Source organism: Frigoribacterium sp. Leaf172 (genome assembly GCF_001424285.1).
Classification (GTDB): Bacteria; Actinomycetota; Actinomycetes; order Actinomycetales; family Microbacteriaceae; genus Frigoribacterium.
Genome location: NZ_LMPB01000002.1, coordinates 228047 through 247870 on the forward strand (window position 1 = coordinate 228047; position 19824 = coordinate 247870).

The following is a 19824-nucleotide window of genomic DNA, read 5'->3' on the forward strand; positions in this document are numbered from 1 at the left end:
CCCGAACGGCGTCGGTGGGAGGTGCTACTTTCGCTGGCAGGGGGAACGAGAGGGGCCGGAGATGGACGTCGTCGCGCAGTACGCCTGGGTCATCTGGATCGGTCTGCTCCTGCTCTTCGTCGTCATCGAGGTCACGACCCTCGAACTGACGTTCCTCATGATCGCGATCGGCAGCGCGGGCGGACTCATCTCGGGCGTGCTCGGCGCACCCTGGTGGCTGCAGATCGTCATCGCCGCGCTCGTCGCGGTGCTCCTGCTCTTCACCGTCCGCCCAGCGCTCCTCAGGGCGCTGAACCGAGGGGGCGATCCGACCCCGAGCAACCTGGACGCCCTGCTGGGCTCCCGCGGAACGGTCGTCGTCCCGATCGGGGTCGATGCCGGGCAGGTCAAGCTCGCCAACGGCGAGACCTGGACGGCGCGCGTGCTCGAGACTCCCCCGTCGGGCGGCATCCCGCCGTCGATGCTCGACACGGGATCGCCGGTCGTCGTCACCGCCATCCAGGGCTCGACCGCGCTGGTCGTGCCCGTGCGAAAGGACTGAAGCCATGGACTCCGTCACCCCCGGGACGATCGCGACGATCGTGGTGGTCGCCATCGTCGTCGTGCTCGTCCTCGTGATCCTGTTCCGAGCCGTGCGGATCATCCCGCAGGCCTCGGCCGGGGTCGTCGAGCGTCTCGGCAAGTACCACAAGACGCTCAACCCGGGCCTGAACCTCCTGGTCCCGTTCATCGACCGGGTCCGGCCCCTCATCGACATGCGCGAGCAGGTCGTGTCGTTCCCGCCGCAGCCGGTCATCACCGAGGACAACCTGGTGGTGTCGATCGACACGGTGGTGTACTTCCAGGTCACGGACGCCCGGGCCGCCACCTACGAGATCGCCAACTACCTCGGGGCGGTCGAGCAGCTCACGACCACCACGCTGCGCAACGTCGTGGGCGGACTGAACCTCGAGGAGGCCCTCACCAGCCGTGACAACATCAACGGGCAGCTGCGTGTCGTCCTGGACGAGGCCACGGGCAAGTGGGGCATCCGGGTGGGTCGTGTCGAGCTCAAGGCCATCGATCCCCCGCTGTCGATCCAGGACTCGATGGAGCAGCAGATGCGGGCCGAGCGGAACCGCCGCGCAGCCATCCTGACGGCCGAGGGCACCAAGCAGTCGCAGATCCTCGAGGCGGAGGGCATGCGCCAGTCGGCCATCCTGCGGGCCGAGGGCGACGCCAAGGCGCAGGTCCTCAGGGCGCAGGGCGAGGCCGAGGCCATCCAGACGGTGTTCAACGCCATCCACGCCGGGGACCCGGACCCGAAGCTGCTGGCCTACCAGTATCTGCAGACCCTGCCGAAGCTTGCGGAGGGCACGGCGAACAAGCTCTGGATCATCCCCAGCGAGCTCACCGAAGCGCTGAAGGGCATCGGCTCGGGATTCTTCGCGCCGAAGAACCCCGATGCCCCGGGGTGGGATCCTCAACCGGGGCCGTCGGTGTCGGACATGGACACCACCCCCGACCTCGCCAGCACCGTCGATCTCGGCTCCGAGCCCGATCTCGGCTTCCCGACCGTCACGGGTCCCGGATCGGACCTGCCCTCGAGCGGCCCCGACGAGGGGAGCACCCCGCCGCCCGAGTCCCGAGCGTGACACGGTCCGGAGCGCCTCGGCCCACCCGCTGGTTCGAACCGGCGACGCCGCGTGTCCTCGCGCACCGGGGCCACCATCTCGAAGCACCCGAGAACACGATGCTCGCCTTCGCCTCGGCGGTGGCCCTCGGCGTCGACTGCATCGAGACCGACGTCCACGCCACGCGTGACGGGGTCGCCGTGATCAGCCACGATCCCGACCTCCGTCGGATCGCGGGAATCGACACGCGCCTCCTCGACCTCGACTGGTCCGAGGTGGCGGCCATCCGGCTGCCCCACGATCAGGGTCTTCCGTCGCTCGCCGAGGCGCTCGACGCGTTCCCCGACACCCGCTTCAACATCGACGTCAAGTCGGACGACGCCGTCGAACCCACGATCCTGGCCATCCTCCGGGCCGACGCCGCCGACCGGGTGCTCGTCACCTCGTTCGACGAATCCCGACGTGCCCGGACCGCGGCGGGTCTCCCGGGCGTCGCCACCTCGGCCTCATCCCGCGGCGTGGTCGCCACGATGATCATCGGGATCGTGCCCTGGAGAGCTCTCCGTCGTCGGCTGCTCTCCGTGGCGCTGCGAGGCTGCGGCGCGATCCAGGTGCCCGTGCGACGGGGACCGGTGGTCGTGGTCACCGCACGCCGGGTGGCCGATCTGCTCGCGGTCGGCGTCGAGACGCATGTCTGGACGATCGACGATCCGGCCGAGATGCGTCGGCTCGTCGCCCTCGGGGTCACCGGGATCGTCTCGGACCGCCCCGATCTCGCCCTGGCCGCACTGCGCTGACGACGGATCGTCCACTGTGAAGGCACTGTGAAAGGCCATCCGGCGAAACAATCGCACCGAACTCCGGGTTACACAGGGAGATTGCACCGCGAGAGGAGACCACACAATGGCAGATCGCAGTTTGCGCGGTATGAGACTGGGTAGTCAGAGCCTGCAGAGCGAAGAGGGCGTCGAGTTCTCGCCCCGGAAGAAGGCCGTCTACCAGACGACCGACGGCACCACGTTCGAGATGGTGTTCGCGGCCGATGCCGACATCCCCGACATCTGGCAGTCGCCGAAGAGCGGACTCGAGGGCCGCCTGCTGTCGGCCGACGGCAAGCCCGTCGAGATCGACGAGGCGGACGTCAAGGTCCCTCGTTCGCACTGGGACATGCTGCTCGAGCGTCGCACCCGCGACGAGCTCGAGGAACTGCTCCAGGAGCGGCTCGACTTCCTCCGGGCCCGCAAGGGTCAGACGAAGATCGGAGCCTGATCCGGAGACCGGTCAGCGCACCAGAACGACCCCGTCGACACCGCGGACCGCGGTGACGGGGTCGTTCCGCTGTTCCCGGGCGCTTCTGCGACGCCCCCGCCAGGCGCCCGCCATGACGAGCATGGCCAGGCCGAAGAACGAGACGAGCAGCTCGACGGCTCGACTGCCGACCACCGCCGGCGTCGTGCCCGTGCCGAGTGCCACCTCCGTGACCATCGTCCCGGCCTGGTAGTCGGGTGTCCCGTCGACGACGTCGCCCTGCGCGTCGATGACCCGGGTCGATGCCACCGTCGAGACGTTCACCACGGAACGCGCGGTCTCGATGGCCCGCATCTTGGCGATGGCGAGCTGCTGCTCGTTCTCGTCCGTCTGCCCGGGGCGCGAACCGAAGTCGGCGTTGTTGGTCTGGGCGACGATGACCTGCGCACCCTGATCCATCATGTTGGTGATCAGCTGGTCGTCGACGATGTCGAAGCAGATGGAGACGCCTGCCACGAAGTCGCCGACGTCGATGGTCTCGTCGCGCGTGCCCGGCGTGTAGTCGCGCCCGATCAGATCGATGAGCTCGGGCGCGAACGGTCGCCAGAAGGCACGGTCGGGAACGTACTCCCCGAAGGGGACGGGGTGCTTCTTGTCGTACTGGCCACGCACCTCGCCGTCGTCCCAGAGGATCGACGAGTTGTACGTCGTCTCGCCGTCGGGGCTCTCGGTGATGACCCCCGACAGCAGCGGGGCGCCGTAGCCCTCGCTGATCGCGTCGAACACGTAGCGGCCGAACTCGTCGCGGGTCGGGTCCCGATCGCTGCCGCCCTCGGGCCAGACGATGAGGTCGAGGTCGTCCGCGGTCGGATCGACCCCCTGCATGGCCAGCACCTGGGAGTCGGTGAGGTCGCCGTAGGCGCGATCGGCGGAGTCGAAGTACCCGGCCTTGCCGTTGCCCTGGACGCCGGCGATCGTCGCCGTCCCGTCGGTGAAGGTGGGCCAGGCCGGCACGGCGAGAGCCGCGACGACGACCGTCGCCCCGGCGAGGACCCGTGTCGACGAGCGCAGAGTGCTGAGCAGTGCCAGCTCGATCACGACGGCGACGATGGCCACCATGAGGAAGCTGAGTCCGGAGATGCCGAGATAGGCGACCAGGCTGCCGAAGGGGCTCTCGGACTGGCTCAGCGCCACCCGGCCCCAGGCGAACCCGCCGTAGGGCCAGTTGCCCGCGATGAACTCGCGGAGGGTCCACAGACCCGCGACGACGACGGGGAGGAGGAGGGCGCGCCCGAGGGTGCCCGGCCAGATCACGGGCAGCCACCGGTCGGCGAGCGCTATCAGCGTCGCTCCCCCGGCGAAGAACAGGGCCTCGAGTCCCGCGAGGGCCGCCCACGGGACGACACCGAGGAAGAGCGTCGCCCACTGGATGTGGATCAGATAGAACGAGAGACCGGCCACCAGCCCGACGAGGAACGCGCTGCCCGCACGCCGACCGCGGAGGGCGATCAGGACGAAGCCGATGCCGACGAAGGTGAGGGGCCAGACGTCACCGTCGGGGAACCCTCCGTCGAGCACGGGCCCGGCGCCGAGCGCCACGAGGAGGGCCAACCAGAGGGGCAGACGGAGCTCGGTCACACGGGAGGGCACCTGAGGATTCTAGGTCGGCGAGTCTGGGAGACCCGCCGTGCCCGCCCGTCAGACCGCCGAGTAGGCGACGATCCCCCGGCGCACGGCGTCGAGCGCCTGACGGGCGATCGGGCCGACCGGGAGGTCGGCGACGACCGACAGCTGATCGAGCAGGTCGATCGTCTGCTTCGTCCAGCGGACGAAGTCGCCCGCCGCGAGCTCGGCGTCCTCGAGCACGCTGTCGAGGCTGGCCCCCCGGGCCCAGCGATGCATCGCGAGAGCGAGCCCCGGCGCCGGCGGGATGCTGCCGGGCAGCTGGTGCTCCTGCTCGAGATCGTCGAGGTCCGCCCAGAGCTTCTGCGTCTCGTCGAGAGCCGTCCGGAACTCGCCTCGGGGTAGGAAGCGCTCGGAGAGCATGCCCTCGTCTCGACGGGGCTCGTAGACGAGGGTGGCGGCCATCGCCGCCATCGACGGGACGTCGAGCATGTTCCAGAGTCCGAGCCGCAGGCTCTCGGCGACGAGCAGATCGCGGTCGCCGTAGATGCGGCGGAGGGTGCGCCCGGCCGGGGCGACGTCCACCTCGGTCGTCGCGGACACCCGACCCGCGCCTCCTCGCGTGACCGCCGAAACGTCCGAGGAGGCGCGGGGCACGAGATACCCGCGATCGAGGAGCACGTCGGTGACCCGGTCGAAGACCTTGGCCACCGCACCCGTGCGGCTGCGGATCTGAGCCGAGAGCTGGTCGGTCTGCTTCTTCAGCTTGAACCACCGCTCGGACCACCGGGCGTGCTGTTCGCGATCGGGGCATGCGTGGCACGGGTGCTGGCGCATCTCGCGACGGAGGTCGCCGAGTCGGCGCTGACGCTTCTCGTGCTCGCTCCGCGACTGTGCATCCGCCCGTGCCGCCCCCTGCTTCTCGAGATCGCCGAGCGCCCGACGGATCAGCGTGTACTCGCGGAAGTCCCCCAGATGGCACTCCATGCTTGCGGCGTACCCGTCGAGACTGGCCTGCTGGGTGCGGACCTTGCGGGCGAGGTCGACGACGGCCCGGTCCGCCTGGAACTGCGCGAACGACGTCTCGAGGACCTCGCGGGTCCGCGACCGGCCGAACTGCTCGATGAGGTTGACGGCCATGTTGTAGGTCGGACGGAAGCTGGAGTTCATCGGGTACGTGCGACGCGATGCGAGCGAGGCGACCGCCTGCGGATCGAGCCCGGGCTGCCACTGGATCAGCGAATGCCCCTCGACGTCGATGCCCCGGCGGCCGGCGCGACCGGTGAGCTGGGTATACTCCCCCGGCGTGATCGGGACCCGTGCCTCGCCGTTGAACTTCTCGAGCTTCTCGAGCACGACCGTGCGAGCCGGCATGTTGATGCCGAGGGCGAGGGTCTCGGTCGCGAAGACCACCTTGACGAGCTTCCTCTGGAAGAGCTCCTCGACGACCTCCTTGAAGGCCGGCAGCAGACCGGCGTGGTGAGCGGCCACGCCGCGCTCGAGTCCGTCGAGCCACTGCCAGTACCCGAGCACGGCGAGATCCTCGTCGCGGAGGGTGCGGCACCGTGCCTCGACGATCTCGCGGATCTCCTGACGTTGATCGGCCGTCGTGAGACGGATGCCGGACCGCAGGACCTGCTTGACCGCCTGGTCGCAACCCACGCGGCTGAAGACGAAGAAGATCGCCGGCAGCAGATTCTGGTCGTCGAGCATCTCGACGATCTTCCAGCGGTCGAGGCGACCCTGGCCGTGCTGGATCGGCGCCATCACGTGACCGCGCGGCCCGCGCTTGGACCAGCCGTCGCCCCGGCGCCCGGAGCCGCCGCTCTTCCGCGACAACGACGTCGCACGGAGCAGCTCGGGGTTGACGCGGTTCGTGGCGGCCTGACCGCTCGAATCGAAGAGGTCGAGGAACTTGCCGCCGACGAGCACGTGCTGATCGAGCGGGACGGGACGATCCTCCGAGACGATGACGTCGGTGCCGCCCCGGACGGTCTGCAGCCAGTCGCCGAACTCCTCCGCGTTCGAGACGGTGGCGCTCAGGGACACGAGGCGGACGTCGAGAGGCAGGTGGATGATGACCTCCTCCCAGACCGCCCCCCGGAAGCGGTCGGCCAGGAAGTGGACCTCGTCGAGGACCACGTAGCGGAGGTCGTCGAGCATCTCGGAGCCCGCGTAGATCATGTTGCGGAGGACCTCGGTCGTCATGACGACGATCCGGGCCCGTGAGTTGACGTTCGTGTCGCCCGTGAGGAGACCGACCTCGGACGCCCCGTACTCGGCCACCAGCTCTTGGAACTTCTGGTTGCTCAGCGCCTTCATGGGCGCGGTGTAGAAGACCTTGTCGCGGGCCTGCTGCATGGCCAGGTGGATCGCGAATTCGGCGACCAGGGTCTTTCCCGCGCCGGTCGGCGCCGCGACGAGCACGCTGTTGCCCTGCTCGACGCTCTCGCAGGCGGCGATCTGGAACGGGTCGAGGGCGAATCCGAGCCGGGAGCGGAAGGACTGGAGCTGCGGCGTCCGCACCCGGTTCTTCGAGGCCGCGAATCGTTCGGCCGGGCTGGCGTCGGAGGTCATGGGGTCATCCTGCCGCGAGTTCGGCGTCGAGGGCCGCGGCCCGCTTGGCCACTCGTCTGTCGTGGAGCCAGGCCACGCCGGCTCCGAGGAAGTAGAGGATCACCATCGGCACGGCGAGGAGGAACATCGAGAAGACGTCCGCCGCCGGGGTGGCGATGGCGGTGAAGAGGGTGATGAGGAGGATCGCGACCCGCCACCCCTTGATGATCGTCACGGCCGAGATGACCCCGACGAAGTTCAGGAGCACGAGGAAGACCGGAAGGACGAAGGCGATCCCGACGGCCAGGACGAGCTTCAGGACGAAGTCGTAGTACTGCTTCGCATCGATGATCGCGGCGTCCTGCTGGGCGGCGAACCCGGTGAGGACCTCGACGATGTGCGGCAGGACGAAGAGCCCGCTCGTGCAGCCGAGCAGGAACAACGGGATGGCCGTCCCGATGAAGCCGATGGCGTACAGCTTCTCGCGCCGCACGAGCGCGGGCACGATGAACGCCCAGATCTGGTAGAGCCACACCGGGCTCGACAGGATCACGCCGACCGTGACGGAGATCTGGATGCGCAGGTCGAAGCTCGAGCTCACGCCCGGGTAGTTCAGGGTGGCCTCTCGGGACCTGGCCTCGGCGATGCGCGTCACCGGCTCGCGCAGGAAGTCGAGCACGAACTGCGAGAGGAACCACCCGGCGATGCTCGCGACGATCAGTGCGAGTGCGGCCAGGAACAGCCGCTTGCGGAGCTCGATGAGATGCTGGCCGAGGGACATCCGACCGTCGTTGGTCCGACTCCTCGGCTGCTTCTCGCCCCCGCCACGGCCACGAGTCGTCGTCGTGGCCACGGATCAGGACTTCGGAGGCAGGTCGCTCTGCGACGGGCGGACGACCGGACCGTCGGCGTTCGAGCGAGCCGTGCCGTCCTCGCGGCGGTTCGGCTCGTCGCGGCGACCGTAGTCGTCTGCGGGGGTCTTGTCGTCGTCGCGCACCTCGTTCTTGAAGATGCGCATCGACTGCGCGATGCTCTTCGCGAGAGCGGGGAGCTTCGGCGCGCCGAAGAGCAGCAGGATGATGGCCAGGACGATGATCAGGTGGAATCCGGTGAGATTTCCGAGCATGAGATGTTCTCCTTGCGGGGCAGGGGAGAATCCAGTCTAACCCCGGCCCGACCGCCGGGAGCCGACCCGCTCGGGGTCACGGGGAATCATCGGGCGGAGCCTGCTCGTAGAGCGCCAGCGCACGGGCGGCCCAGTCGCTCACGGCGGCGCGCGCTGCGTCGGGCGCGATGACGATGGGATCCCCCGGCAGTCCGGCGACGAGGCGGGCCACCGTGCCGAACTGCCCCACCCGGACGCGCATGCGGCAGCGACCGTCGTCGAGCGGTTCGATCTCGTCGGGCGCGTAGTCAGCCAGCAGTGCCGCGGCGGCCGCGTCGATGTCGATCGTGACCGTCTCGTCGTCCGGCGATCCCTCGAAGAGCATGTCCGGGAGCACGACGTCGGCGGCCCGGTAGGCGATGGGCGCGTCGGTGATCGCCGGTCGGGCGATGCGGTCGAGTCGGAAGGTCCGCAGCGCCTCGCGGAGGTGGTCGTAGCCTCGGAGATACCAGTCGGCGTCGGCGGACTCCACGCGCAGCGGATCGACCCGCCGCCGCTCGACCACACCCCGGACGCCCGAGTAGTCGAACTCGAGCTGCCTGCCCTGCGAGACGGCGAGGCTCACGAGCGAGAGCAGGTCGTCGGTGTCGCGCTGGTCGACGGCGACCTGGCTCGGCTCCGACGAGGCGCCGCGGGCGAGCTTCGACATCAACGACGCGATGGTGCCGCGGTCGGCGTTCTCGGGCAGCGACGAGAGGTACTGGAGTCCGGCGATGAGGGCGGCGGCCTCCCGTGCCGAGAAGCGGGGCGACTCGTCGATGGCGACCATGTTCGTCAGGACGATGACGTCGTTCTGCTCGAAGTCGTCCCAGGCGATGTCGAAGAGGTCGCCGTGCTGATACTGGCTGGTCTCGCCGGGGATGCCGGAGACGGCGATCAGCTCGACCGCGCGGCGGATGTCTGCCACGGTCACCCCGAAGTGCTCGGCGGCCTCCGCGACGCCGACCCGGCCCCGGTCGATGAGATAGGGGACGAGCGACAGGAGGAACGCCAGCTTGTCCGTGGCGTGGAGGGACGATCGCCGCTCAACCATGGTGTCCTCCGGAGGACTCGACCGGCGTCTGTCCGGTCGTCGGGGCGTGCGCCGCCACCAGCCGCCGCAGGCGGGCGACGACGAGCTGCCGGACGGACTCGGGTTCGAGCACCGTGACCTCCGGTCCGAACGAGACCAGCTCATCGGCGACGATCTGGAGGTCGGCGAAGTGGATCTCGAGGAGGCCGTCGTCGCGGACGGACGTCGAACGGCGCTTGGTGAGTCTGGTCTCGGCATCGGAGCCGGGGACCACGCGGATGAGAGCCGTGCGCGCCTCCCACACCTCGTCCAGGGCGGCGAGAGCGGATTCGGCCGTCGCATCGGCGGGGCGCTCCGCCGCGACGGTCGTGACCTGGACGGGGCCGATGATGCGCGACAGGAGGAACGTCTTGCGTCGACCGGTGTCGGGCTCGATGCACGCGACCATCCATCGCCCCTGGTGCTGGACGAGCGCGAACGGCGCGACCTCGCGCCTCCGGGGCTCGGACTCCCCCGGCTTGAGGTACGGGAACCGCACGAGCACGGCACGGTCGAGGGCGTCGCGGAGCGGTTCGAAGGCCGCGTCACGCGACCGGATGCGCGGTGCGTAGTCGAGCTCGGGGACGGCGGCGTGACCGCCGAGCGATCGGAGCTTGAGGAGGGCCCGCCGGCTCTCGCCCGAGAGGGTCCCTTCGCGCCAGACCATGGCGGCCAGCGTGAGCAGCGCGGTCTCCTCCGACGAGAACGAGATGTCGAGGGGCAGCTCGTACGCCCCGCGCGGGATGCGATAGCGCAGCATCTGGTTGTTGCCCGAGGCGGCGGGGTCGTCGAGGGTCTCGAGAGGGACGCCGAGCTCGCGGATGTCGTCTTTGTCGCGCTCGAACTGACGCTCGAGAGCAGTGTTGTCCCCGTTCGGGGAGTGCTTCTGCCGGTACCCCTGGACGGTGGAGAGGATCTCGGACTTGGTCAGACCGGGTTCGGTGGCGAGCAGGGCGAGCACGAGGCTGAAGAGGCGCTCTTCGACGGGGATCCGAGGGGCGCGGGCGGCTGACACGGATCGATCCTAGGCCCTGGCCCGGCCCCGAGGGCCGGGCCGCCCGACGGGTCTCGACGACGACAGGATGATCGTCAGATCGCACCCAGGACGTCGAACACGTAGACGTAGGTGCCGCCGTCGGCGTCGGTCGCGGGAACGACGGTCATGACCTGCGAGCCGACCTTCTGGCCGACGAGGGCGTCACGGAGAGGAGCCGGGAGGGTGGTGTCGTCGAGCGCGACGGTCGTCGCGGTGTCGCCGTTCGTCCAGGTGGAGCCCGCCACCGTCGAGGGCTCGGCCCAGGTGACGGCGGTGAACTGCACGACCGCGGTCGAGTCGGCCGTCAGGGTCGTGCCGTCGCCCTCGCGCACCAGATGGGTCTTCTGCTCGGTGGGCGGCGCCGAGACGGGGACCGTGATGCCGGGAGCGCCGTCCGGAGCCGTCACGACGGCGGGAAGGCCGTCGGCCCCGGGGACCAGTCGACCGTTCGCCTTCGCGAGGAACGACTGACGGATGTCGACGACGGCCACGTACGCGGCGTCGGGGTCGTCGGACTCGGGCGCGTCGGATCCGGAGACGGACGCCTGGAGGTCGGAGGCCTTCATGGTGACGACGACGCGGGAGCCGACCGTCGAGCACTCGAGGGCGTCGGCCAGCGGAGCGAGAGCGGAGCCGCCGACCGTCACGGGGTTCGCGATCGAGCCGTCGTACCCGCTGTTCTCGACCTCGGTGCCCGTCGCGCCGTCGATCAGGGTGTAGTCGATGAGGACGGGCGAGCCGTCCACGAGACGCGCGCCGTCGCCCTCGATGAGAGTGGCGACCTGCGTCTCGGTGGTGACGATGGGACTCGGGACCGTGGTCTCGGGCTTCTCGCCGAACGCGCCCGTGGCCGTCACGACCGAGGCGGCGTCGCCCGTGGGCGGGCAGCCGGGCGACCCGGGCGCGGCGCCGGTGGCGCAGGCCGAGAGGGAGGCCACGAGGCCGAGGGTCACGACGAGTGCGGGGATCTTGCGCACGAGTCCTCATTTCGTTGCGGCGGCCGAGGGGCCGGAAGGCGGCCGGGGCCGGGCGGATGCGGGAACAGCCTAGTGGGGTGGAGCGGGGCGGACGCCCGGGCCGGTCAGGCGGTGGAGGCCTCGTCGTCGGGCGATCGCGGACCGGCCTCCGCCTCGGTGGCGGCGATCGCGGCGTCGGCGGCGGAGCGGGCCTGGCGGGCCGTCTTGCGCAGCTTCTTGTCGCTGGCCGTGCGGTCGCCCAGGGCGCCCGGCGTCCAGAGCTCGACGTCCTCATCGGAGTAGTCCGACTTGGAGGGGCGGCGCTTCAGCTGAGGCAGCTCGGCGCCCGGGGCGAGACGCCGCGCGGTGATCAGGAAGCCCGTGTGGCCGATCATCCGGTGGTCGGGGCGCACGGCGAGACCCTCGACGTGCCAGCCGCGCACGAGCGTCTCGGAGGCGTCGGGCTCGGTGAAGACCCCCGACGCGCGGAGCGCCTCGGCGACCCGCGACAGCTGGGTGGCCGTGGCCACGTAGCAGACGACCAGTCCACCCGGGGTCAGCGCCGCCGCCGTCGCGTCCACGCACTCCCACGGCGCGAGCATGTCGAGCACGACGCGGTCGACCGAGCCGTCGGGCATCGTCTTCGGCAGCTCGTCGACCAGGTCTCCGACCGTGACGCTCCAGTTCGGCTGCTCGGAGCCGAAGAAGCTGACGACGTTGCCCTCCGCGACGTCCGCGAACTCCTGTCGGCGCTCGAACGAGGCCAGACGGCCCTGAGGGCCGATCGCGCGCAGCAGCCAGAGCGACAGCGCACCCGAGCCGACACCGGCCTCGACCACCGTCGCTCCCGGGAAGATGTCGGCGAAGGCGACGATCTGCGCGGCGTCCTTCGGGTAGACGATCGCGGCGCCCCGCGGCATCGACATGACGAAGTCGCTGAGCAGAGGGCGCAGGGCCAGGTACTCGTCACCGGTCGTGCTCGCGACGACGGAGCCGTCGGGGAGCCCGACGAGCGTGTCGTGCGCGATCATGCCGCGGTGCGTGTGGAACACGGCGCCCGGGCTGAGGACGACGGTGTTCATCTTGCCCTTGGGGCCGGTCAGCTGGACCTTGTCGCCCTCGAGGAACGGGCCGGACTGGCGACGGGTGGCGGTCATGCGGTGCTGCTTTCGATCGGGGTGTGGTCTGTCTCGGCGGTCGGCCGGAGCCGAGGAGGCGCGGGTCGGCGCCCGACCGTCAGCCGGCGGACGGGGAGGGGACGCCCGAGCCGCGCACGGCGGCGTGGAGTCGGCGCAGATCGTCGACGGTCGTCCCGACCAGGGTGGTCGCGCGGGTGTAGCCGGCGTCGTCGGACAACGGCGCCGCGTGCTCGACCCCGAGGACGACCGCGCCGGCGGCCACGGCCGACGCCGCCCCCGGCGGGGAGTCCTCGATGGCCACGCAGTCCGCGACGTCGACGCCGAGCAGGGCGGCGCCGCGGAGATACGCCTCGGGGTGGGGTTTGCTGTTCTCCACCTCGTCTCCGGCGACGACGGCGTCGAAGGCCGGGAAGTCGATGGCCGCGATCATGAAGTCGGCCATGCGGCGGATCGACATCGTGACGAGGGCCGTGGGCACGCCCTCGCGGCGCAGCTCGGAGAGGAGCTCGCGGGCCCCCGGGCGCCAGGGGACGTCGTCGGCGACGAGGGTGAGGACGCCGGTGGTCAGACGGTCGATGATCTCCTCCGCCGTCAGATCCACGCCGTGGGCCTGGATCACGCGGGCGGAGTCCCAGAGGCCCGTCCCGATCATGGCGTCGCCGTCGGCCCTGGTCCAGGTGCCGCCGAACGACTCGACGAGCGCGACCTGGCATTCGTACCAGTAGGGCTCGGTGTCGACGAGGGTGCCGTCCATGTCCCAGAGGACCGCGGCGGGGAGAGAGGAGGTCACGGGCGACGAGTCTACGGGAGCCTCCCGCCGGCGCCGTCGACGGGAGGGGGCCGGTGAGCGCACGGTCTACTGTGGAGGGTCAAGACGCCGGTGCAGCGGGCCCGGCTCGGTGAGGACACAGGTGACGAACACGTCGAACACGTCGGACTTCGCGAAGGGGCGCCTCCTCGTCGTCGCGTTCGAGGGGTGGAACGACGCCGGCGAGGCCGCGAGCGGCGTGGCGCGGAGCCTGGCCGAGACGCTCGGTCTCGTGCCCGTCGCCGAGCTCGACGGCGAGCGGTACATCGACTACCAGTTCAACCGTCCGCAGATCGGTCTCGACGACGACGGCGAGCGGAGCCTGGTCTGGCCGAGGATCGAGCTCCTCGCGGCTCCCGATGCGACCGAGGTGCTCGCGGCGTCGGGCGAGGTCGGCGCGCCCGAGGGATCGTCGACCGAGGTCTTCGTCCTGCTGGGCGCCGAGCCGTCGCGGAGCTGGCGCGGATTCGCCGCCGAGATCGTGGATCTCGTGGACGTCCACGCCATCACCTCCGTGGTGTTCCTCGGGGCGATGCTCGCCGACGTCCCCCACACGCGCCCCATCTCCGTCTTCGTCAGCAGCGAGAACGCCGACGTCCGCGGACAGCTCGGTCTCGAGCGGAGCTCCTACGAGGGCCCGGTCGGGATCCTGTCGGTGCTGGGCGACGCGGTCGAGACGGCGGGGGTCCCCGCGTTGTCGATCTGGGCCTCGGTCCCCCACTACGTGCACAACGCGCCGTCTCCGAAGGCCACCCTCGCTCTGATCGAGAAGCTCGACGAGCTCTCGGGGGTCAGCGTGCCCCGCGGGGATCTCGAGGGCGAGGCGGTCGCCTGGGAGTCGGGCATCGACGCCCTGGCGGCCGACGACGAGGACATGGCCGGCTACATCGAGCAGCTCGAGCAGGCCCGGGACACCGTCGACTCGCCCGAGGCGAGCGGGGAGGCCATCGCGCAGGAGTTCGAGAAGTACCTCCGCCGCCGCGACGGCAAGGGCGACGACCCTCGGTACCCGCCGGTCCCCTGACGACGCGCGCCGCACCTCCTCGGCTCGGCGGCGGACGTCAGATCGGTGGGCGGTCGGTCCGGTCGGGGTTCTCGCCGGGAACGACGACGCCGTTCTCGTAGGCGTACACGACGGCGGCGGTGCGATCGCGCAGCTGCAGCTTCGCGAGGACGTTCGACACGTGCGTCTTGACCGTCGCCTCGCCGACGAAGAGCCCGCGGGCGATCTCGCCGTTCGACGCGCCGCGGGCCATTCCGTCGAGGACCTCGCGCTCGCGTCCCGTCAGCAGGGCCAGCCGTGCGCTCGGGACCACCGCCGCACCCGGCGCGTCGACGAGAGCCCTCTCGACGATCGCCCGGGTGAGCTCGGGGCAGACCAGCGCATCACCGCGATCGACGACGCCGATGGCCTCGATGAGCTCCTCCGGGCCGGCCGTCTTCAGCAGGAAGCCGCTCGCACCCGCCTGCAGGGAGCGGAAGAGGTAGTCGCCGCGGGCGAAGGTGGTCAGGATGAGCACCGAGGGAGTCGGACCCGATCCGGCCCGGCGGATGCGCCGGGTCGCCTCGACCCCGTCGACGCCCGGCATCTCGATGTCCATGACGACGACGTCGGGGGCCAGCGTGACGGCCAGCTCGACCGCCTCGGAGCCGTCACGCGCCTCGCCGACGACCTCGATGCCGTCCTCCGTCTCGAGGATCACCCGGAGACCGGCGCGCACGAGATCCTGGTCGTCGGCCAGGAGGACCCTGGTCGCGCCCGTCACCGGGCCGTTCGTCGTCTGCATGCTCATTCCCCCTCGACGAGGGTAGCCCCCTTCGGCACGACCGGGAGGTCGACGCGGACGCGGTAGCCGCCCCCGGGGAGCGGCCCCACGGAGAGCCGGCCGCCGTGCAGATCGACTCGTTCGCGCATCCCCCGGTGCCCGAGACCGGAGCCGGCCGGCGAGTCGGCGGCGGCCGCGTCGCCGCGACCGTCGTCGTCGACCTCGAGCACGACGGCCCGGTCGAGGCGGACCAGTCGGACGATCACCCTCGACGCGGCGCCGTGCTTGAGGGTGTTGGTCAGCGCCTCCTGGGTGACCCGGTAGAGGGTCGCGCCCATCCCGTCGGGGATGTCGCGGGTGTCCCCGTCGATCTCGAGAGCGACGTCGAGCCCGGGACCGCGAGTGTCGGCGACCAGGTCGGGCAGCGACGAGAGTCCGACGACCGGGTCGGCCGGGCGCCCGTCGCGGGACCTCATGACGCTCAGGAGGCTGTCGAGCTCGTCGATGGTGCTTCGTGCCGTCTCCTCGACGGCGGCCAGGGCGGCGCTCGCTCTCTCGGGACGGTCGAGCGTGCGCCGGGCGGCGCCGGCCTGGATGCCGATGACGGCGACGTGATGGGCGACGACGTCGTGCAGCTCGCGGGCGATGCGCGTGCGCTCGTCGTCGATGGCCCGCTCGGCGATCCGGTCGTGGGCAGCACGGAGAGCCGCCCCGGTGTGCTCGAGGGCGCGCAGTCTCGCCCGGGAGACGCGCGACGCCCGGCCGAAGTGGATGGCCGCGACGAAGAACAGCGCGGTCAGCACGACGGAGTACAGGCTGGCCGCCAGGACGACGTCGGTCGGACCCGAGGACGCCCGCGCCTGCGCCGAGATGTCGATCCCCAGCCAGACGAACATGCCGGCCACGACGATGAGGCTCCCGATGAGCGAGCGGCGGCGGGATGGCGACCAGACGTTGGCCGAGAACACGGCGACGAACTCGGCGATCGACGGCACGAGGGTGTCGGGGTGCCCTCGGACGCCGAGGAAGACGAAGGCAGCGGAGACGGCGACCAGGACGGCCACGGGGAACCGACGCCGGAGGGCGAGGGGCAGGGTCACGGCCAGCAGCCCGACCAGCGACTCGATCGGCGGCGGCGTGTCGTGCCCGTCGGAGCGGAGGATCACCGAGGCGAGTGCGGTGGTCACGAGGGCGACCACCAGGAGGGCCGCGGCCGACCACCCGTCGACGACCCGCTCGTGCCGGCCGACGGACCGGAGCGGTCCGTCGCCGCCCGCGGGCTCGTCGACTGGGCGTTCGTCCGGGGCCATGGCCCCTCAGTCCGTCAGACGGCTCATCGAGTCGGGATCCGGTCGATCGTCGACCGCACGCCGCAGATCGACGCCGAGCAGCGCGTCGACCGCGTCGACGTCGACCCGTGTGGCGGGAGCGCCCGAGGCGACCGCCTGATCGACCGCGTCGAGGGCGGACGGGGTGTCGAGGTCGTCGGCGAGGGCGGCCCGCACCCTGGTCAGCAGCGCGCTGGGGAGGTCGCCCGCCGGCTCGGAGTCGCCTGCGACGCCGACGGGGGTGACCGCCGCGGCCCGAGCCCACGTCGTCCACCGCCGGAGCCGATCGTCGGCAGCGGCGAGGTCGTCGTCGAACCACTCCCAGTCGGAGCGGTAGTGGTGGGCGGCGACGGCCAGGCGGATCGCGCGCGGATCGGCGCCCCCGGAGACGAGCTCGCTGACCTTGACGAGGTTGCCGAGCGACTTGCTCATCTTCTCGCCCGAATAGGCGACCATGCCCGTGTGCGCGAAGACGTCGGCGTACCGGTGGCCCGTGAGGGCTATCCCGTGGGCTGCGCTCATCTCGTGGTGAGGGAACACCAGGTCGCTGCCTCCGCCGTTGACGGAGATCGGCGCCGGCAGGGTCTGCGCGGCGATCACGGTGCACTCGATGTGCCACCCCGGCCGCCCTTCGCCCACGGGCGAGTCCCACGAGGGCTCGCCCTCCCGCGCGCCCCGCCAGAGGAGCGGGTCGAGGGGATCCCGCTTGCCTGCGCGAGACGGGTCGCCGCCCCGCTCGGCCGAGAATCGCGTCATGGCGTCGAGGTCGAGCCGGCTCTCGAGCCCGAGGTGCCACGACGTGTCGCGTTCGGCCGCTCGCACGTCGAAGTAGACGTCGTCGACGGCGCCGTCCGGCGTGGGCACCCGATAGGCGGCACCCGACTCGAGGAGGTGCGTCACGGCCCGGGCGACATCGGTCACGACGTCGGTCACCGCGACGTAGTGCGTCGGGGGGATGACGGCGAGGTGCTCCATGTCGCTGCGGAAGAGATCGGTCTGCGACGCTGCGAGCTCGCGCCAATCCACACCCGTGGCGGCCGCCCGCTCGAGGAGGGGATCGTCGACGTCGGTGGTGTTCTGCGCGTACGCGACGTCGATGCCGGCGTCGGTCCAGGCGCGCACGAGGGTGTCGAAGGCGAGGTAGGTCGACGCGTGTCCGAGGTGCGTGGCGTCGTAGGGGGTGATGCCGCACACGTAGAGCGATGCCGTCCCCTCGGCCAGGCGCGGGCTCCGGAGAGACCCGGTCGCCGTGTCATGGAGGACGGGCGGCGTGCCGGCTCCGGGCAGCGATGGGACGCGGGGCGCGGTCCACGACCTCACGCCGTCACCACGCCCGTCGAGAGGAGGACGATCAGCACGACGCCCAGCACGAGACGGTAGGCGACGAAGGGCATGAAGCTGCGTCGGGAGATGTAGTTCATGAAGAACGCGATGACGAGGAACCCGACGACGAACGCCACCACCGTGGCCGCGAGGGTGAGGCCGAGGGAGTACGGGCCCGGGTCGCTGAAGCTCTGGACGAGCTCGTACAGACCGCTGCCGAAGACCGCCGGCACGGCGAGCAGGAACGAGAACCTCGCGGCGGCCGGGCGTGTGTAGCCGAGGGCCAGAGCGGTCGTCGTCGTGGCGCCGGAACGGGAGACGCCGGGGAACAGCGCCAGCACCTGGGCGACGCCGACGGCGATGCCGTGGGAGTACGACATGTCCTCGAAGCGCGCGGCCTTCTTGCCGAGGCGGTCGGCCAGACCCAGCAGGATGCCGAAGACGATCAGCACGATCGCGACGATCCAGAGGGAGCGGAACACCGAGCGGATGTACTCCTGCGCGACGTAGCCCACGACCACGATCGGGATCGTGCCGATGATGACCAGCCAGCCCATCCGGACGTCCGGGTCGGTCCGCGGGATCCTGCCGCTCACACCCTGGAACCACCGCACGACGATGCGCTTGATGTCGCGCCAGAAGTAGATGACGACGGCCAGCTCGGTGCCCAGCTGCGTGATGGCGGTGAACGTGGCCCCGGGGTCGAATTCGACGGCGCTGTTCGGGTCGGAGAACAGCAGGCCCACGATGCGCAGATGCGCGCTCGACGAGATGGGCAGGAACTCCGTGAGGCCTTGGACGAGGCCGAGGAGGAGTGCCTGGAGGAGTTGCTCCATGCGGGATCCTTCTGGTGCGGGGTGCTCAGTACGTCGCCAGCAGGTCCCGGAGGACGCGACTGCCAAAGGATAGTGCGTCGAGGGGCACTCGCTCGTCGACGCCGTGGAACATGGCCGGGAAGTCCATGCCCTCGTCGAGACGGAGTGGAGCGAAGCCGTAGCCCGCGATGCCGAGGAGGCTCAGGGCCTTGTTGTCGGTCCCTCCCGAGAGCAGATAGGGCAGGACGGGGGCTCCGGGATCGTGCCGGTGGAGCGTCGCCTCGATCGCCTCGACGAGGGGTCCGGCGAAGGGCGTCTCGAGACCGATGTCGGTGTGCATCGTCACGATCTCGATGTCGTCGCCGATGAGTGCGCGCACCTCGTCGAGGACGGTCTCCTCGTGACCGGGCATGCAGCGGATGTCGACCAGCGCCTCCGCGGTGTCGGGGACGACGTTGTGCTTGTAGCCGGCCGTCAGCATCGTCGGGTTCGTCGTCGTGCGGAGGGACCCGCGGATGAACCCGCGCGCCGTCCCGGTCCGCAGCACGAGCTCGTCGGGCGACGTCTGCTCGACGTCGACGTCGAGGATCGAGGCGACCTGCCGCAGGAGCGCCGCCGTGGTGTCGGTGAGCGTGATGGGCCACTGCCGGCGCCCGAGGGCGGCGACGGCCTCGGCGAGCCGGGTCACCGCGTTGGCCTCGATCATCTGCGAGCCGTGGCCCGCCGTGCCGCGCGCGATCAGCTTGATCCAGATCAGCGCCTTCTCGCCGGTCTGCAGGAGGTAGGACCGACGGCCGTCGATGAAGGTCGAGTAGCCGCCGACCTCGCTGATGGCCTCGGTCGCGCCGTCGAAGAGCTCGGGGTGCTCGCGCACGAGGTAGTGCGAGCCGAGCACTCCCCCGGCCTCCTCGTCGGCCAGGAAGCCGACGACGAGATCGCGGGCCGGTCGATCGCCCGCCCGCAGGATGTCGCCGATCGACGACAGCATCATGGCGTCCATGTTCTTCATGTCGACCGCGCCCCGGCCCCAGAGCATGCCGTCGCGGACGACGCCTGCGAAGGGGTCGACGGACCAGTTGGCGGGATCGGCCGGCACGACGTCGAGATGACCGTGGACGACGAGACCCGGCTTGGCGCGGTCCCGGCCCTCGATGCGGGCCACGACGCTCACCCGGCCCGGCTCGGATTCGAACAGCCGGGGCTCGACCCCGAGCGCGCGCAGCTTGTCGGCGACGTACTCGGCGGCCTCCGCCTCGCCGTTCGATCGACCGCCGCCGTAGTTCGACGTGTCGAACCGGATGAGGTCGCGAGCGATCGTCGCCGTCTCGTCGAGGTCGGGACCGGCGGCGTCGCCGTCGAGGGGCTGCGCGGGTGTCGTCGTCATGTCGACCACGCTA

19 protein-coding genes are annotated in these 19824 nt (G+C 70.8%); 5 read left to right on the forward strand and 14 right to left on the reverse strand.

The annotated features are described in order from the left end of the window. Positions 1 to 61: 61 nt before the first annotated feature. The 4 genes from ASF89_RS07360 to ASF89_RS07375 all read left to right on the forward strand — a co-directional run bounded on the left by ASF89_RS07360 (position 62) and on the right by ASF89_RS07375 (position 2882). A complete protein-coding gene (locus ASF89_RS07360; protein ID WP_055797665.1) occupies positions 62 to 541 on the forward strand; it encodes an NfeD family protein in 480 nt (159 codons plus the stop codon). A gap of 4 nt (positions 542 to 545) precedes the next feature. Then, positions 546 to 1634, forward strand: a complete 1089-nt coding sequence (locus ASF89_RS07365) for an SPFH domain-containing protein (RefSeq protein ID WP_082489865.1) — start codon at positions 546 to 548, stop codon at positions 1632 to 1634. Further along, positions 1631 to 2410 (forward strand): glycerophosphodiester phosphodiesterase family protein, encoded by a 780-nt coding sequence (locus tag ASF89_RS07370; RefSeq protein WP_055813500.1) that lies wholly within the window; start codon positions 1631 to 1633, stop codon positions 2408 to 2410. Before ASF89_RS07365 ends, ASF89_RS07370 begins: the two co-directional genes overlap by 4 nt. Positions 2411 to 2516: 106 nt before the next feature. Continuing rightward, positions 2517 to 2882, forward strand: coding sequence for an RNA polymerase-binding protein RbpA (locus tag ASF89_RS07375; RefSeq protein WP_055797658.1), 366 nt, complete (start codon positions 2517 to 2519; stop codon positions 2880 to 2882). A 12-nt stretch (positions 2883 to 2894) separates the two neighbouring features. On the opposite strand, the gene lnt is transcribed toward ASF89_RS07375, so the two are convergent. The 9 genes from lnt to ASF89_RS07420 form a co-directional block, all read right to left on the reverse strand. Beyond that, positions 2895 to 4511 (reverse strand): apolipoprotein N-acyltransferase, encoded by a 1617-nt coding sequence (gene lnt, locus ASF89_RS07380; protein WP_082489866.1) that lies wholly within the window; start codon positions 4509 to 4511, stop codon positions 2895 to 2897. 48 nt (positions 4512 to 4559) lie between these two features. Next, a complete protein-coding gene (locus ASF89_RS07385) occupies positions 4560 to 7061 on the reverse strand; it encodes an RNA helicase (RefSeq protein ID WP_055797654.1) in 2502 nt (833 codons plus the stop codon). A gap of 4 nt (positions 7062 to 7065) precedes the next feature. After that, complete coding sequence (tatC, locus tag ASF89_RS07390) at positions 7066 to 7821, reverse strand: twin-arginine translocase subunit TatC (protein ID WP_055797650.1); 756 nt, start codon at positions 7819 to 7821, stop codon at positions 7066 to 7068. Positions 7822 to 7896: 75 nt separating this feature from the next. Continuing rightward, positions 7897 to 8166, reverse strand: a complete 270-nt coding sequence (gene tatA / locus ASF89_RS07395; RefSeq protein ID WP_055813503.1) for a twin-arginine translocase TatA/TatE family subunit — start codon at positions 8164 to 8166, stop codon at positions 7897 to 7899. A 76-nt stretch (positions 8167 to 8242) separates the two neighbouring features. Continuing rightward, positions 8243 to 9238: a YafY family protein gene (locus ASF89_RS07400; protein ID WP_055813506.1), complete on the reverse strand. Its 996-nt coding sequence runs from the start codon at positions 9236 to 9238 to the stop codon at positions 8243 to 8245. Then, positions 9231 to 10271, reverse strand: coding sequence for a YafY family protein (locus tag ASF89_RS07405; protein ID WP_055813509.1), 1041 nt, complete (start codon positions 10269 to 10271; stop codon positions 9231 to 9233). The genes ASF89_RS07400 and ASF89_RS07405 overlap by 8 nt, the downstream gene beginning before the upstream one ends. Before the next feature lie 74 nt (positions 10272 to 10345). Continuing rightward, positions 10346 to 11269, reverse strand: coding sequence for a hypothetical protein (locus ASF89_RS07410; RefSeq protein WP_055797637.1), 924 nt, complete (start codon positions 11267 to 11269; stop codon positions 10346 to 10348). Between the two features lie 104 nt (positions 11270 to 11373). Next, the gene (locus ASF89_RS07415; protein ID WP_055813514.1) at positions 11374 to 12405 is read right to left on the reverse strand and encodes a tRNA (adenine-N1)-methyltransferase; all 1032 of its coding nucleotides are present in this window, start codon (positions 12403 to 12405) and stop codon (positions 11374 to 11376) included. A 79-nt stretch (positions 12406 to 12484) separates the two neighbouring features. Then, positions 12485 to 13177 carry an HAD family phosphatase gene (locus tag ASF89_RS07420; RefSeq protein WP_055813517.1) on the reverse strand — a complete coding sequence of 231 codons (693 nt, stop codon included), beginning with the start codon at positions 13175 to 13177 and terminating at the stop codon, positions 12485 to 12487. Between the two features lie 121 nt (positions 13178 to 13298). Between ASF89_RS07420 and ASF89_RS07425 the strand changes: the two genes are divergently transcribed. After that, the gene (locus tag ASF89_RS07425; RefSeq protein WP_055797629.1) at positions 13299 to 14219 is read left to right on the forward strand and encodes a proteasome assembly chaperone family protein; all 921 of its coding nucleotides are present in this window, start codon (positions 13299 to 13301) and stop codon (positions 14217 to 14219) included. A 37-nt stretch (positions 14220 to 14256) separates the two neighbouring features. On the opposite strand, the gene ASF89_RS07430 is transcribed toward ASF89_RS07425, so the two are convergent. The 5 genes from ASF89_RS07430 to ASF89_RS07450 are packed head-to-tail and all read right to left on the reverse strand — an operon-like array spanning position 14257 to position 19811. Next, a complete protein-coding gene (locus tag ASF89_RS07430; protein ID WP_055797627.1) occupies positions 14257 to 14988 on the reverse strand; it encodes a response regulator transcription factor in 732 nt (243 codons plus the stop codon). Beyond that, positions 14985 to 16271, reverse strand: coding sequence for a sensor histidine kinase (locus ASF89_RS07435; RefSeq protein ID WP_055813520.1), 1287 nt, complete (start codon positions 16269 to 16271; stop codon positions 14985 to 14987). Before ASF89_RS07435 ends, ASF89_RS07430 begins: the two co-directional genes overlap by 4 nt. Before the next feature lie 6 nt (positions 16272 to 16277). After that, positions 16278 to 17609: a cysteine--1-D-myo-inosityl 2-amino-2-deoxy-alpha-D-glucopyranoside ligase gene (mshC, locus tag ASF89_RS07440; protein WP_055813523.1), complete on the reverse strand. Its 1332-nt coding sequence runs from the start codon at positions 17607 to 17609 to the stop codon at positions 16278 to 16280. Further along, entirely contained in the window at positions 17606 to 18448 is an 843-nt protein-coding gene (locus tag ASF89_RS07445; protein ID WP_055797620.1) for an undecaprenyl-diphosphate phosphatase, read from the reverse strand. Before ASF89_RS07445 ends, mshC begins: the two co-directional genes overlap by 4 nt. A gap of 25 nt (positions 18449 to 18473) precedes the next feature. Then, a complete protein-coding gene (locus tag ASF89_RS07450; protein WP_055798510.1) occupies positions 18474 to 19811 on the reverse strand; it encodes a M20/M25/M40 family metallo-hydrolase in 1338 nt (445 codons plus the stop codon). Between the last annotated feature and the right edge of the window lie 13 nt (positions 19812 to 19824).

Coding starts and splice junctions, on each gene's coding strand:
- ASF89_RS07360 (WP_055797665.1), top strand. CDS start 62: ATGGACGTCGTCGCGCAGTACGCCTGGGTCATCTGGATCGGTCTGCTC.
- ASF89_RS07365 (WP_082489865.1), top strand. CDS start 546: ATGGACTCCGTCACCCCCGGGACGATCGCGACGATCGTGGTGGTCGCC.
- ASF89_RS07375 (WP_055797658.1), top strand. CDS start 2,517: ATGGCAGATCGCAGTTTGCGCGGTATGAGACTGGGTAGTCAGAGCCTG.
- ASF89_RS07385 (WP_055797654.1), bottom strand. CDS start 7,061: ATGACCTCCGACGCCAGCCCGGCCGAACGATTCGCGGCCTCGAAGAAC.
- tatC (WP_055797650.1), bottom strand. CDS start 7,821: ATGTCCCTCGGCCAGCATCTCATCGAGCTCCGCAAGCGGCTGTTCCTG.
- tatA (WP_055813503.1), bottom strand. CDS start 8,166: ATGCTCGGAAATCTCACCGGATTCCACCTGATCATCGTCCTGGCCATC.
- ASF89_RS07400 (WP_055813506.1), bottom strand. CDS start 9,238: ATGGTTGAGCGGCGATCGTCCCTCCACGCCACGGACAAGCTGGCGTTC.
- ASF89_RS07415 (WP_055813514.1), bottom strand. CDS start 12,405: ATGACCGCCACCCGTCGCCAGTCCGGCCCGTTCCTCGAGGGCGACAAG.
- ASF89_RS07430 (WP_055797627.1), bottom strand. CDS start 14,988: ATGAGCATGCAGACGACGAACGGCCCGGTGACGGGCGCGACCAGGGTC.
- ASF89_RS07435 (WP_055813520.1), bottom strand. CDS start 16,271: ATGGCCCCGGACGAACGCCCAGTCGACGAGCCCGCGGGCGGCGACGGA.
- ASF89_RS07445 (WP_055797620.1), bottom strand. CDS start 18,448: ATGGAGCAACTCCTCCAGGCACTCCTCCTCGGCCTCGTCCAAGGCCTC.
- ASF89_RS07450 (WP_055798510.1), bottom strand. CDS start 19,811: ATGACGACGACACCCGCGCAGCCCCTCGACGGCGACGCCGCCGGTCCC.